The sequence below is a fragment of the Fructobacillus sp. ESL1117 genome (genome assembly GCF_058508565.1).
Genome location: NZ_CP196385.1, coordinates 383,777 through 396,796 on the forward strand (window position 1 = coordinate 383,777; position 13,020 = coordinate 396,796).

A 13,020-nucleotide genomic window follows, 5' to 3' on the forward strand; every position below is an offset into this window, starting at 1 on the left:
AAAAAAGCCTCCTTTTTCGACGGCAATTTGATACGGGTTTCGCCTGCATATGCCCTTAATGTGGTTAATTGTAACACAAAAAGCCCCGACAGTTTAAGTCAGGACTGATTTTTAAAAGAATAAATGAATTAAGATGACGGCGAGCAGAACTTGAACCGCACCAACTAAGAAACCGAAACTAAGGAACTTGACACCACTTTTTTTGATAACTGCCCACTTTAGGTTCAAACCAATTGCAGCTAAGTTGACGACGCCGAAGAAAGTTGACACCGTATGGCTAAATTGATGGATTGGGGCCGGCAAAGCCATGATTGAGTTGACGACCAATAAGATGGCAAAGACGATAATGTACCAAGGTAAAATCGTAATTTTAGCCTTTTCGTCTTCTTCAACCGCCTCTTTCGCATTTTGCCGCTTAGCGATGTAAGCAAACAACACAACGACGAAGACCAGCATAATGACCCGCAATAGCTTAAACAGAGTTGCAAAGGTTACAACGTTTGAATTAATCAAAGAGGCTGTTCCAACTACCTGACCAACAGACTGGACAGTCCCCCCAACTAAGGCCCCACGCAGTAAATCATTATTACCAAATAAAAAGTGTGACAAACTAGGCAACGTCAGCAAAAGCAGCATACCCGTCAAGGAAACGGTGGCGACTGCCGTACGCCGATTGTCATCCTTGGCCTTGATGACCGGGGCAACAGCAGCAATCGCACTGGAGCCACAGACGGCATTTCCGGCACCCATCAACATCGTGCTGTGATCGTCGACCTTAAATAGGTACTTCCCCAACAAAAATACGATACCAATCACCAAGATCATATTAATAATGATAAAAGCGATCCCATTTAGTCCTAACTTGGAAAGCGTTTTAAAGGTCAAAGTCGAGCCCAGCAAAGCAATCCCAATTTCAATCGGGTACTTTTCGGACCACTTAACCCCAGCTCCATATTGGTTACCGGCAAAAATAGTATTTCCCAGCAAAATCCCAATAATCATTGCCAAACTTTCCGCACCCAATTGCGGTAAGTACCTACTCAAAAATTGGGCAAAAAGCGAAACCACGACTGCCAGGACAATCCCAACAACATGCTTCTTCTCGATTCTCATCAGACAACTATTCCTTCTTTCGTTAGCTTTTTAACAAAAAATATTCCTTCCCTATTAAACACCTAACCAGGGGGGCTCCGTCAAGCTTATCAAGATTAAAATTTGATAACAAAGAACGCTTTTTAACCATTTTTAAAATGAATCCAGCCGGCCACCCGCTTTTAAAATAAGACAAAAATTAAAGGGTTGTCTTTTAATGACCGTGTTATCATAATTAAAGTTAATTATAGTATAGAAAGTTGGATTGTAGCATGACCTATGAATACTTGATTTTTGACCTTGATGACACCCTCTTAGACTTTACCGGAGGCGAAGTCGCTGCTATTCGTCAGCTTTTTTCAAATGAATTAGGCTTAACAGGCACTGATTTAGACCATGCACTCAAAACTTACCAAGAGATTAACCACCATCTCTGGCAACAATACGAATTGAAAGAAATTGCTCGACAACAAATTTTTGAAGAACGTTTTAAAAAAACTCTTGCAGCACTAGCAATTGACTATGATGCCGACCATCTTGAACAAGAATACGCCACATTGCGTGACCACAATTATCGGCTGGTTCCCTATGCAACTGAAATTTTGCAACACTTGCAAGAACAATATACGATTATCGCCGGTACAAATGGCCAGGATGCCACACAACGTCTTCGCCTCAAGGAAACCGGCTTAGGAAAATACTTTGACCAAATATTTACTTCTGAAATGATTGGTGCTTCTAAACCTGACTCAGCTTTTTTTGATCGTATTTTCCAGGATAACCCACATATGACCAAAGAAAACACGGTGATGATTGGCGATGGCATAACATCTGACATCATGGGGGGCCAAAATTATCAACTCGACACAATTTGGATTAATCCAAATCACAAGGAGAGCCCGGCGAAAATTAAGCCTACTCAGGTAGTTGCAGATTTACCAACTTTGGAAGCAATCTTGCAATAATACAACTCATACTTTGATAATTACAGATTAAAAAATCAGACCTCTGCAGGTCTGATTTTTTTTATTTGTGATACTTACCAATCTTTTGATCAATCGTTAAAATTTCGCCATCTGGCTGATAGGCAACCTTAATATAGGCAGAGACTTTCTTGGCACCTGCCCGGACAGCCACGTGTTGGCACTCTTTGACGATGTCCATCAACTGGTTATAATTATCGCCTTCAATCGTTGTTTCAAAGGGACCAACTTCATAGCGTAAGCCGGTACTTTGAATATAAGCAATCACCTCATCAACCATTCGGCACAACTCTTGGTCATTTTCAGCTGCTGGTAAAACCTGAATCGCAACACTTGCACTCATTTATTTTCTCCTTTTACTGCTGTGGCAAAATCAATCGTTTCGTCCGCTAACTTTTGTAAATCAGTCCACTCTTCTTTTGACTGATGGTCATAAACACCAATCAAATGAAAACCCGCTTGCTTTGCTGTGGCAGCAGCATACAGAGCATCTTCATAGACTGCAATCCTGTTGGGCTGCTGGTCAAAATATTGTGCAGCAACCTGATAAATTGTGGGCTTTGTTTTATCCTGTCCAACATCTTCACAAGAAAAGACAAAGTCAAAAAACGGCAATAATTTCAACCGGCGAAGACAGTCTTTGGCCAAAACTGAACTACTGGCCGTTGCCAAGACAATTTTATGACTAGCTTGGTAGGCATCTTGTAAGTATGCAGCTACCCCAACTTTAAGTGGAATATCATGTTGGTAATGTTGGTCCATCAAAGCTCGCATTTCCTGCACCAAGTTGGCAGCTGTAACGGGTAGCGCTAATAATTCTTGTATGAAAATGGCTGAATCCGTCAAAGTCATGGTTTGAATCTGATTATGCAAACCGACTGGCAGCTGGTCAATGCCATATCGATCAAGCAATTCAGTCGCTAAATTCTCCCAAAAAGGCATCGAATCAACTAATGTACCATCGAGGTCAAAGATCAAATATTCCCTATCGCTCATCGCTTACTTCCCCTTGCCAAAGCTAATTTGGCCTGATTGACGGTGTTTAGTTAATCCAAGTTCGCCTGGATTCGCTTTAGTAAGCCTGTCTTTTGAAAAATTAAGACCACTGCCAACCCCATTCCAGCACCCACAATGGCAGCTGGTGTGTAATATGGCACGAAGTAATACCACCTATGGACGTCCAAGCCATAAAAGATCTTCATCAATGGATAAGAAGTCAAAGCCCCTAAAATCCCCGTTCCAATCACTTCACCAAGGAAGACCAGGTAAAGGTTGTGGGTTTTGCGATAAATCAAACCGCCAAGAATGGGACCAAAAATGGCCCCTGTTACGGCTTGAATTGTCCTGCCGGACATCATCCGTAAAATGCCACAAATCAAAGCACTAGCAAAGCCGTACCATGGCCCCAGCAAAACGGCGGCTAAAACGTCAACGAAGTGCTGAAAGGGCGCCATTGCCGGAAAATAGACAAAACTATTTAAAACATAAGCTAAGGCAGCCAACAAGGCAGTCACTAACATCTTCTTCGTTGATAATTTTTTCTGTGTCTTCATTTGAAAACGCTCCTTTTAAATTCAGTGGGGTAGCGAAAAACAGCGCTCCTTTCCCACTTTAGCGGTTAAACCAGTCAGACAAGCACCTGACTGATAGAAAGTTCGGTCGAGACTACTTGGTCTCCTCTCACGCCGGAACACGGCTTCCCATCGCTGTTTTTTCAGGATCAAGGCGCTCCCCTTCATCCCGCACGGTCAAATGACCGTGAATCATTCACTACACTCCTTTCTGATTTAAAAGAAAAAATCGAGCACCCACAAAAGGAGTCCTCGATTACAAAAAAGCTACGATTTCCTCCGCCGGCATTATCCGGTTCAGGTGTTCGGGTCGATGGTCTACCATCCTCTCAGTCTGTCACACAAACTCCCCGATCGATTTTATTCAAAACAAAAGGCCGCCCAATTTATTAGTACGGCCGATTGTTGTGTTTTTCAACAAACAATTTGGAACCGCTAAAATGGGTGACTGGATAATGAGGGTCGCTAACACGATTGTAACCCTTATTCCCTAACGGAAATGATTATACTCATTTTAACGGAAAAAGACAACTATCCAATTTGATATTTCAAAATTGTTTGCTTATTTACTAACTTCGACCACAACATCTGCAAAATCGTGGTTAAAGCTAGCTGTCCAGGTTCCTTCTGTTAAGTGTGGCGGCAATAAGAAGGTTCCAGAGGAAACGCGTTCCCCCGCATGCAAGGTCTTTCCCTGCGCTGCCAACTTTTTAACTAGCCATTGCAACGATTTCAGTGGGTTACCCAAAACTTCGGCCGAACTGCCCTCGGCCACTACCTCACCATTATGGGCTAACTGGGCCTGAACATCTTCAAATTCAGCAACCGTCAAAGATGTACTTTCTCGTTCTGGCCCATAGACCACAAAACCACCAACAGCCGCATCTGCCATCACTAAGTACTTACTCAAAGATGGAAACCAATCCGTAAACCGAGCATCGGGTACTTCCACACCAGCCGCCACAGTCGTTTTGCGACGCAAATCCTCCAAAGAATCAGTGACTTGCAAGTCTTCCTTCGCCTTGAAAACCAATTCTACTTCTGCCAATGGGTCCAATAAATCGCTCTTCAAAGAAAGGTTAGCCGGTGATTGAACGAAATGGTTTTGCACCTGAGCCCCATACAAAGGTTCATTTGAATCGAACATATCTTGCGTTTCTTGACTAGTCAAACTAACCTTGTAACCCCCAAGTGGTTGATTTTTGAGTTCCATCAATTGATCTTGCACTTCATAGGCAGTTTGGTCATCGCTAACAACCTGCTCCCATTCAGTCATTTTAAGCGGTTGGCGTTCTTGGTAAGCATGATAGAGGGCCTGTGCCAATTTGTCCTCTTGCTTTGCTGGTACTACCTTCACCTTGGTCTTCAATTCAGTCATTGTCATTTTTAATGCTCCTTTCAGTATACAAACAGCTCACTACAGTACGAAACTTCACGGTGCCCTCCTTTTCTAAAAAATCAGCAGATAAAAAGGCGCCCTTAACAACGATTTTTTCGTAGTTAAGGGCGCTTATGCACGGTACCACCTTAATTTGTTGAACGACAAAGTTCAACCTCAAACGTACGGCCGAAAAAGCGATACGCCGGTTTGATAACGGTACCAACCGAGCAAGGCTTACTGATTTCAGCCCACTAGCTAAAGAATGATCGTCTTTGAGTTTGAAAACGACGCCCTTTCACCAAATAGGCGCTCTCTAATCATTTTCTTACCCAGACACTTCTTATTGTCGCTTGTCATTTCTATCTGTTGCTTTGTAGTTTACAACTTTATGAGTCAATGTCAACCTTTTATCATTTATTTTTAATTTAAATAAAACTAAGAACCCCTTTTGGCCTCATGTTTAATCAAAAATATGTTGAATTTCCTGGTTACCAGCTGTTAAATCATAAATTTGATTAGCTGCTTGCTCAGGATGAGCTAATACTGCTATGACAAAGGCAGCGACATCTGCTCGCGGAATTTGCAAGCTTTCCTTTGGACCCGCGAAGTCAACATCCAATGAAACCTTGCCAGTACCAGTAGTATCCAAGAGCAACGTTGGCCGAACAATCGTATAATCCAAACCGGAATTTTGTAAGTACAAATCAGCATAGTGCTTCATCATAAAGTAATGATAAATGCCGGATGCAGACCAACGACCGCGGTCGTCCGCCCCAGCAGCTGAAACCATCACATAGTGAGCAACACTAGCTTTTTTAGCAGCAGCCATCGTTTTAATGGCGCCATCCAAATCAACTTCTACCGTTCGCTCGATACCACCTTTACCGCCGGCACCAGCCGTAAAAACAATCTGGCCAACTTGGTGATCCAGAAAAAACTGTGTCATCGTTTGTTCATCAACGTCCAAGTCAAAATAGACTCCCTCAACACCGGCTACATCAGCCACTGTTTGCAATTGGTCTTTATTCCGAAAGGCTGCTAAAACTTCTTGCTGCTTACTAGCTAAGTCTTGAACCAAAATTTGGCCGACCTGACCGTGGGCACCAATTACCAATGTTTTTGCCATCATAATCTCCTTTTCATTAAACATTTTCACAGCATTCCCAATAAAATATGGGCGCAAGCAAACCTATTTTCTAAGAGCATTTTATTTAAGAATGAATAATTTTCTTTTTATAAACGGATAAACTTTTATCAAACTCATAAATAATGGGTTCACCGTTTGGGATTTCAACGTTAGTTACCTGTTCTGGTGTCAGACCTTCAATCAGCTTTGTCAACGCTCTGACAGACGTTCCATGGGCAACAATCAAGACATCTTCTCCCGCGCGTAACCGTGGTACAATTTCCTCTTCAAAAAGTGGTCGAACTCTAATTTCTGTACTTTGAATATTCTCACTCAGTGGCAAAAGGCCGTATGGCACTTGTGCATAGCGGTGGTCAAAAGCAGGGTACTTTTGACCAGCAATGGTCACTGTTGGATCATATGCAGGCTGTTTAGGTGGTAGAACAGAATAAGACCGTCGCCAGATTTGGACCTGCTCTTTCCCATACTTAGCGCGCATATCATCCTTATCCTCACCTTGCAAGATACCATAATGACGCTCATTTAACCGCCAAGACTTCATAAGCGGAATATATGATTGACCTAATTCGTCCAAGATGCGATTCATGGTCATAATCGTTCGACTAAGAACTGAGCTATAAGCCCGGGAAAAATGAATGTCCTGTTTCAAAAGTGCCCGCCCGGCGTCCTGTGCTTGCTTTTTGCCAGTTACAGACAAATAAGTATCGATCCAACCATTAAAACGGTTAGACTGGTTCCATTCACTTTGACCGTGACGAAGTAAAACAAGTTTTGGCATAATCAAGCTCCTTTGCGCTCTATTTTACACCGATTCTCTTTAAGCAAGCAATGCTTTCTAACAACAAAATAAAAAGCCTTCAAAAGAAGACTTTTATTATACGTTAGCTTATAAGCTTACCATTTAACACCGTATTCTTCGAAGAACTCTGGGAGTGTTTTCAAGTTTTGACCATCGTATGAATCTAAGAATTCACGAACAGAACTTGGTCTTTGCAAATCAAGGTTACTGTTATACGTTGGATTAAGCGTTTCTTCCATCCCTTGGTCTGTTTGCTTCAATTGCAACTCCTCGACAGGCAATGACCGGGCATCAGAAATCTTAGCTTCAATCAAGAATGGTCGACCCGCCTTGGTTACCTCAATCGCCTTGTCAAAAGCTGCTGGCAATTCGCTAGCCTTTGTCACGGTTACCGCCTCAACACCCATTCCTTGAGCAATCATAGCGAAATTTTGATCAGCAAGATCAATTCCTGAATGATGCATGGCCACATCATCCTGTTCACTTTTGATAAAGTTCAATGTCTTGTTGGCTGTAATGACATTAATAATTGGCAAATCATACTTCTTCTCGGTTAACAAATCTTGCATAATCATTGAAAAGGCACCATCACCAGCGATGTTCCAAACTTGGCGACCAGGATATGATAATTGTCCAGCCAAAGCAGCTGGCAGTCCAGAACCCATAGAAGCAAAAATGGCAGAAATCACGAACTTGTTCTTTGGCGTCACATGCAAATGACGGAAGGAGTTAATAATATTGTCACCAATATCAATGGCAAAGACAGCATCGGGGTCAGCAACACGATTAATTTCCTTATAAATCGGTTCAGCGCGAAGCGGTTCACGAGTATCATCTTGCAATTGCTTTTGGTAGGCAAACCAGTTTTCCTTATCGGCACAAGCGGCCTTGAAGAATGCAGATTCTGGCGCTTGTTCACTACGATCTAGGGCAGCCTGGACAAAAGTAGTTGCATCTGCCCAGATACCCAAATCCAGGTTATGATGGCGTCCAAGTTCTGTTCGGTCGTTATCAACCTGAATAAACTTAAACGGATGTGTCGTGTAAACTAGTTTTGCAAATGGAAAATCGGCCCCTATAGCAATCAACAAATCAGCACTTGCCATGATTTCATCAGCAGCCTTTGAGGCAGCACGGTTAGCCATACCCAGATTTCCGGCATAGCTTTCATCAACATGCCCTTTTGCTAAACCAGTCATGACCAAAGGAATTTGCAATTTCTTTGACAATTCAATGAGGGCATCACCACCTTCTTGGATACCACGACCAACGTGAATAACTGGTCGCTTGGCTTCCTTAACCATTGCCAAGAATTGGTCTACTTCGGCCGCAGTTGGTTCTGGCTGTGGTGCCTTTTTATCATCTGTGGCTCCATGAGAACCATAAGCAATATCTGGAATTTGTTCGTAGCCCAAGTCATTTGGAATAATCACTGTTGCGACACCCTGATGCTTGTAGGCTTCACGAATAGCTTGGTCAACCACGTGTGGCAAACTTTCGGCTGTCATGACAGTTCGACAATAAACGGATACATCTTCAAAAATTGGATCCTCGTTGAACTCTTGAAAAAAGTGCGAGTTCATTACCGCGCGTGGTGTTTGACCGACAAGAGCCAAAACAGGCACATGATCCTCCTTGGCATCGTAAAGACCCGTTAGCAAGTTTGTTGCCCCAGGCCCAGCCGACCCAAAGGCAACACCAATCTTACCAGTGAGTTTGGCATCTGCTGCTGCTGCTAAAGCACCAACTTGTTCATGGCGAACTTGGATATAGTGAATCTGTTCTTTTCGCTCTGCGAGGGCTGCCATGGTGGAGTTAAACGAACCCCCAGGATAGCCAAAGAGGTGATCAACACCCCAATCTTCAAGCACCTTCAACATTGCGATGCTTGCTGGAACTGTGTTTACTGTTACTGACATAAGACATCTCCTGTTCTACTTTGCTATAGCCATATTATATCTCTGTTTTACAAAGATGTAAAACAATTTGCACAGTTGTAACATAAAATAGACAATTATTAATAAAAAGTTTTTTAGTGCTGTTTTGATAGGGGTTATACCAGTGTCACTGTCACCATTGTTTTAAATTTCAAGGCCGTAATTAATCCTTCTAAATCTTTTACCCGCCGTCTAGGAACGGTTAAAATTTGACGAGAAATGGTTGAGCGACCAACCTGATTCCACTCAAAGAAAAAATTAACTTGGCCAGCATATCGTTGGTCTACCACTCGTAATTCATAAATAGTATTTTTAGCCCGTTTAAATAACGGTGCCATTTCCTTTAAAATTTCAGTTATTAATTCATTTTCGATCATGATCAACCCCCACAAACTGCAACTCTTCCCAATTTTTTGGTTCTTTGTCTAAGTAAAAACCGTCCATAAAAAAGCCAGTTACCTTCCCAATTTCCACAGGACTAGCACGGCCCTCGATATCGAAACTGTTTGCCTGGACAACTAACCGCTGTGAGTTACGGTATGCCAAAGCAACCACCTGTTGCATTTGTTCGTATGACATGGCCTCATGCAATTCTGTTTGATCGGCCTGATCTTGATTCGTCTTCTGATTTTTTAATTCGGCAGTGTGGTCCGAAAGAAAAAAACCATTCCACTTAACTTTGCCTCGGTCACGGTAATCATGGTCAAAGTAGCCGGAGACAGTTGCTAGCCAATCAGGATCAGCAAAAAAATTCTCACTCATAAGCATTGCCCCCATTATGGCCCCCAACTAAATTAGCACGGCTAATCGCCGTCGCCCCCTTTTCTAAGGAAATAGATCGGACCAGGCTCGCTGCCCCAAAGCGACGGCGAATTTGGTCAACCACCGTATCAACCGGGTCTTCTTCTTGGTCGGTTGGACTAGGAGTCTTGTCGAAAAGTGAAATTTCTTGAACACTTTCACTTGATAAGCCAGAAAAAGAAACTCCAATATAGCGAACGGCATCACCCGACCAATTTTCTTGAAAAATACGTTTCAAAACGTTCATTAATGTTTGACTACGGTTGGTTGGTTCAATCCGGACAGTTTGATGCAAACCCGTTTTTGGACTGTGGCGCGTATTGAAAGCGATTCCTTGGTCCGCGTAACCCAGGTAAAGTGACGCTAAGGTCGCTTGTTGCTGATGTGCCCGCAGACGACTTGCTACCTGGTCGGCCATTTCTTGCACAACTACTTGGATGGCCGCCCCATCATGATAATTTTCCGGTAAAACCTGTGAGTTCCCATAAGACTTATCTTTGGGCATAATTTTTTCTGTTAAATCAGACCGGTCAATGCCCCAAGCCAAAGCATAAAGTTGCTCACCCATTAATCCAAGGCGCTCTTTCAGCATATATGGGTTTTGCCTGGCTAAATCACCAATGCTTGCAATTCCCCACCCCTTCAACTTTTCTGCCGTTTTTTGGCCAATACTCCACACGTGTCCAAAGTTTGTCACAGGCCACAGCTTCTTGGGTACATCTTCATAATGCCACTCAGCCAGTAGGTGTGGGGCCCTCTTCGCTTCCAAATCCAAGGCCAATTTGGCTAAAACCGGGCTATCGCCGATACCAACTGAAAGATAAATTCCCATTTCAGCAAGGACCTGCTGCTGAATTTTTTGAGCGACTTCTCTTGGGTTCTTACCAAAAAGGTGCCAAAAATCAGTGATATCCAAGATTGATTCATCAATGGAATACGGTAACAAGTGTTCATCATCAACGTATTGTTGGTAGATGGCATTAATCGCTAAGTTTTTTTGGATATAAAGGTTCATCCGCGGCTCTGCCTTAATCAGACCAGGCACATCTGGGACATCCTTTTGTCTAGTAACGTTGGAGATGCCAAGCCGTTTCTTGGCCATTGGCGATGAAGCTAACACTAGCCCCCCTGTGTCATTTTCTTGGTGTGACATCACCACCAGCATGGCCTGCAGCGGATTTAAGCCCCGTTCAACCGCTTCGCAACTGGCATAGAAACTCTTTGAATCGATTAGAAAAACAACCCGCCGGTCTTCATTTTGATAAATTTTGGCAAAATCATTAGTGGTCATTTGACGGGCTCCTCCCTATTGAGTCTGTTTTCATTATACGAACAGATGTTCGCTTTAGCAAGAAAAAATCAATAAAAATTTGCTAAGAAAAAGCCCCAACGTTCACGTTGAGACTCTCATTCAAATTTTATGTTACAATCACTGATTTTTTAGGGTCAAAACCTGGCCAACCACCCCATCAAAGTTGTCGGGAATCCAATCAGACCGCCTTTGTTCTGCTAAAGCAAGGCTGACACTTGCCCCCTCATAATCAGCTAGAAAGCGGTCGTAATAGCCACCACCAAAGCCGACACGCAGACCTTCCTCGTTAAAGGCAAGCCCCGGCACTAAGACCAAATCAATTGCTGATTTCTTCAGTTGCCGACCATTTTCGGGCTCTAAAATACCAAAGCTCTGACCGACTGTCAGGGTACTATCAGTACTAATTCCAATAAAGGTTAATTCACGGTCAACCACCTTCGCCAAACCAACTGTCTTGCCTGCCTGCCAAGCGGCCGCCATAATCGGCCTTGTGTCGACTTCAAAAGGAAGCGAGGCCGTCACAGCGACAGTTTGAGCATGAACCCAGGCTGGCTGTAGAAACAGTTTTTGATATAACTGTTTTTCTTGTTCAATTTTTACTAAAGGGTTCAAAGCCTTTAACTTGGCCTTTTGTTCCTGGCGAATCGTCTTTTTATCAAGCATTTTTTCATCTCCAGCAGATTCAAAGAAAAAAAGCTGACTTAACAGCTTTTCATCATTCTCATCTAATTGGGCATTACGGTAATTTATGGGCCATTGCCAAACGCTCCGCTTGTTTCTTAATGTCCTTTAATACCTTCTCATCGTCATGGTTATGAATTGCTTCCACAATCAAACGAGCAACTTCAGCACTATCGTTTTCGTCAAAACCACGAGTCGTAATGGCGGGTGTTCCAATACGAATTCCAGAAGTAATAAATGGACTGCGTTGTTCGTTTGGCAAAGCTTCCTTATTGGTCGTGATCGAAACACGGTCCAACAATTCTTGTGTTTCCTTACCAGTCAAATCAGTCTTGGTCAAATCTAGGTTGAAGAGATGGTTATTAGTACCACCAGCGACAACACGGATGTCGTCAGTCTTTTCAAAGACCGTAACCATTGCCTGTGAATTCTTGATGATTTGCTTAGCATAGTCCTTAAATTCTGGACGTAATGCTTCGCCAAAGGCAACGGCCTTGGCTGCAATCACGTGTTCTAAAGGTCCACCCTGTGAACCAGGGAAGATGGCTGAATTGATTTGCTTAGCATACTTTTCTTGTGACAAAATTACCCCACCACGTGGACCACGCAAAGTCTTGTGGGTTGTTGATGTCACAACATCAGCGATGCCAACTGGATTTTGGTGCAAACCAGCTGCAACCAACCCAGCAATGTGGGCCATGTCAACCATCAAGTAGGCCCCAACTGCATCAGCAATTTCTCGGAATTTCTTAAAGTCGATTGTTCGTGAATAAGCAGATGCACCAGCCACAATCATCTGTGGCTTGACTTCCTTAGCTTGTACCATGATGGCATCATAATCCAAAGTTTCAGTCTCTGGATCTAAACCATAAGTTTCAGAATGGTAAACCTTACCAGAAAAACTTACCTTAGCTCCGTGAGTCAAGTGACCACCGGCATCCAAATCCATACCCAAAATTGTATCGCCTGGTTTCAAGAAGGCCATGTAGGCTGCAGCGTTTGCCTGTGAACCAGAATGTGGTTGCACGTTAGCATATTCTGCACCAAACAACTCCTTTAAACGATCAATCGCAGCTTGTTCAACAATATCAACATATTCCGTTCCACCGTAGTAACGCTTGTAGGGATATCCCTCCGCGTACTTATTCGTCAATACCGAACCTTGGGCAGCTCGCACGGCTTTTGAAGCAAAGTTTTCAGAAGCAATCAATTCGATTGTCCGGTTTTGCCGGGCACCTTCTTGTTGAATGGCTGAAAAAATCAATGGGTCTTGGTCAGTAAAATTCATGATTTAAGCTCTCCTGGGCATCTTCTTT

14 protein-coding genes and 1 riboswitch are annotated in these 13,020 nt (G+C 43.1%); of the genes, 1 reads left to right on the forward strand and 13 read right to left on the reverse strand.

The genetic code is table 11. From position 1 onward, the window contains the following. Positions 1–111: 111 nt before the first annotated feature. Positions 112–1,113, reverse strand: a complete 1,002-nt coding sequence (locus tag ACSYSH_RS01555; RefSeq protein ID WP_491702537.1) for a YeiH family protein — start codon at positions 1,111–1,113, stop codon at positions 112–114. Between the two features lie 251 nt (positions 1,114–1,364). Between ACSYSH_RS01555 and ACSYSH_RS01560 the strand changes: the two genes are divergently transcribed. Then, on the forward strand, positions 1,365–2,057 hold the full coding sequence (locus ACSYSH_RS01560) for a YjjG family noncanonical pyrimidine nucleotidase (RefSeq protein WP_489815689.1): 693 nt from the start codon (positions 1,365–1,367) through the stop codon (positions 2,055–2,057). Positions 2,058–2,118: 61 nt separating this feature from the next. Here ACSYSH_RS01560 and ACSYSH_RS01565 read toward each other — a convergent pair whose 3' ends face one another. The 12 genes from ACSYSH_RS01565 to glyA all read right to left on the reverse strand — a co-directional run bounded on the left by ACSYSH_RS01565 (position 2,119) and on the right by glyA (position 12,992). After that, a complete protein-coding gene (locus ACSYSH_RS01565) occupies positions 2,119–2,418 on the reverse strand; it encodes a thiamine-binding protein (RefSeq protein ID WP_252773938.1) in 300 nt (99 codons plus the stop codon). Next, positions 2,415–3,071, reverse strand: a complete 657-nt coding sequence (locus ACSYSH_RS01570) for an HAD family hydrolase (RefSeq protein ID WP_491702536.1) — start codon at positions 3,069–3,071, stop codon at positions 2,415–2,417. Before ACSYSH_RS01570 ends, ACSYSH_RS01565 begins: the two co-directional genes overlap by 4 nt. A gap of 50 nt (positions 3,072–3,121) precedes the next feature. Continuing rightward, the gene (gene thiW / locus ACSYSH_RS01575) at positions 3,122–3,628 is read right to left on the reverse strand and encodes an energy coupling factor transporter S component ThiW (protein WP_489815691.1); all 507 of its coding nucleotides are present in this window, start codon (positions 3,626–3,628) and stop codon (positions 3,122–3,124) included. A gap of 275 nt (positions 3,629–3,903) precedes the next feature. Next, positions 3,904–4,009, reverse strand: a riboswitch (TPP riboswitch). Positions 4,010–4,208: 199 nt separating this feature from the next. Beyond that, positions 4,209–5,030 carry a 2-keto-4-pentenoate hydratase gene (locus tag ACSYSH_RS01580; protein ID WP_491702535.1) on the reverse strand — a complete coding sequence of 274 codons (822 nt, stop codon included), beginning with the start codon at positions 5,028–5,030 and terminating at the stop codon, positions 4,209–4,211. A 457-nt stretch (positions 5,031–5,487) separates the two neighbouring features. Beyond that, positions 5,488–6,156 (reverse strand): SDR family oxidoreductase, encoded by a 669-nt coding sequence (locus tag ACSYSH_RS01585; RefSeq protein ID WP_491702534.1) that lies wholly within the window; start codon positions 6,154–6,156, stop codon positions 5,488–5,490. 82 nt (positions 6,157–6,238) lie between these two features. Further along, positions 6,239–6,952, reverse strand: a complete 714-nt coding sequence (locus ACSYSH_RS01590; protein WP_491702533.1) for a 2,3-bisphosphoglycerate-dependent phosphoglycerate mutase — start codon at positions 6,950–6,952, stop codon at positions 6,239–6,241. A gap of 116 nt (positions 6,953–7,068) precedes the next feature. After that, a complete protein-coding gene (spxB, locus tag ACSYSH_RS01595; protein ID WP_491702532.1) occupies positions 7,069–8,892 on the reverse strand; it encodes a pyruvate oxidase in 1,824 nt (607 codons plus the stop codon). 134 nt (positions 8,893–9,026) lie between these two features. Continuing rightward, on the reverse strand, positions 9,027–9,287 hold the full coding sequence (locus tag ACSYSH_RS01600; RefSeq protein WP_491702531.1) for a hypothetical protein: 261 nt from the start codon (positions 9,285–9,287) through the stop codon (positions 9,027–9,029). Then, positions 9,274–9,672, reverse strand: a complete 399-nt coding sequence (locus ACSYSH_RS01605) for a hypothetical protein (RefSeq protein ID WP_489815696.1) — start codon at positions 9,670–9,672, stop codon at positions 9,274–9,276. The genes ACSYSH_RS01600 and ACSYSH_RS01605 overlap by 14 nt, the downstream gene beginning before the upstream one ends. Then, positions 9,665–11,002: a Y-family DNA polymerase gene (locus ACSYSH_RS01610; RefSeq protein ID WP_489815697.1), complete on the reverse strand. Its 1,338-nt coding sequence runs from the start codon at positions 11,000–11,002 to the stop codon at positions 9,665–9,667. Before ACSYSH_RS01610 ends, ACSYSH_RS01605 begins: the two co-directional genes overlap by 8 nt. Positions 11,003–11,140: 138 nt before the next feature. Continuing rightward, positions 11,141–11,686 (reverse strand): 5-formyltetrahydrofolate cyclo-ligase, encoded by a 546-nt coding sequence (locus ACSYSH_RS01615; protein WP_491702530.1) that lies wholly within the window; start codon positions 11,684–11,686, stop codon positions 11,141–11,143. A gap of 73 nt (positions 11,687–11,759) precedes the next feature. Continuing rightward, a complete protein-coding gene (glyA, locus tag ACSYSH_RS01620; protein ID WP_491702529.1) occupies positions 11,760–12,992 on the reverse strand; it encodes a serine hydroxymethyltransferase in 1,233 nt (410 codons plus the stop codon). Positions 12,993–13,020 lie beyond the last annotated feature (28 nt).

Bases quoted from the DNA above. Each gene is read 5' to 3' on its own strand.
- ACSYSH_RS01555 (WP_491702537.1), bottom strand. From the start codon at position 1,113: ATGAGAATCGAGAAGAAGCATGTTGTTGGGATTGTCCTGGCAGTCGTG.
- ACSYSH_RS01560 (WP_489815689.1), top strand. From the start codon at position 1,365: ATGACCTATGAATACTTGATTTTTGACCTTGATGACACCCTCTTAGAC.
- ACSYSH_RS01565 (WP_252773938.1), bottom strand. From the start codon at position 2,418: ATGAGTGCAAGTGTTGCGATTCAGGTTTTACCAGCAGCTGAAAATGAC.
- ACSYSH_RS01570 (WP_491702536.1), bottom strand. From the start codon at position 3,071: ATGAGCGATAGGGAATATTTGATCTTTGACCTCGATGGTACATTAGTT.
- thiW (WP_489815691.1), bottom strand. From the start codon at position 3,628: ATGAAGACACAGAAAAAATTATCAACGAAGAAGATGTTAGTGACTGCC.
- ACSYSH_RS01580 (WP_491702535.1), bottom strand. From the start codon at position 5,030: ATGACAATGACTGAATTGAAGACCAAGGTGAAGGTAGTACCAGCAAAG.
- ACSYSH_RS01585 (WP_491702534.1), bottom strand. From the start codon at position 6,156: ATGATGGCAAAAACATTGGTAATTGGTGCCCACGGTCAGGTCGGCCAA.
- ACSYSH_RS01590 (WP_491702533.1), bottom strand. From the start codon at position 6,952: ATGCCAAAACTTGTTTTACTTCGTCACGGTCAAAGTGAATGGAACCAG.
- spxB (WP_491702532.1), bottom strand. From the start codon at position 8,892: ATGTCAGTAACAGTAAACACAGTTCCAGCAAGCATCGCAATGTTGAAG.
- ACSYSH_RS01600 (WP_491702531.1), bottom strand. From the start codon at position 9,287: ATGATCGAAAATGAATTAATAACTGAAATTTTAAAGGAAATGGCACCG.
- ACSYSH_RS01605 (WP_489815696.1), bottom strand. From the start codon at position 9,672: ATGAGTGAGAATTTTTTTGCTGATCCTGATTGGCTAGCAACTGTCTCC.
- ACSYSH_RS01610 (WP_489815697.1), bottom strand. From the start codon at position 11,002: ATGACCACTAATGATTTTGCCAAAATTTATCAAAATGAAGACCGGCGG.
- ACSYSH_RS01615 (WP_491702530.1), bottom strand. From the start codon at position 11,686: ATGCTTGATAAAAAGACGATTCGCCAGGAACAAAAGGCCAAGTTAAAG.
- glyA (WP_491702529.1), bottom strand. From the start codon at position 12,992: ATGAATTTTACTGACCAAGACCCATTGATTTTTTCAGCCATTCAACAA.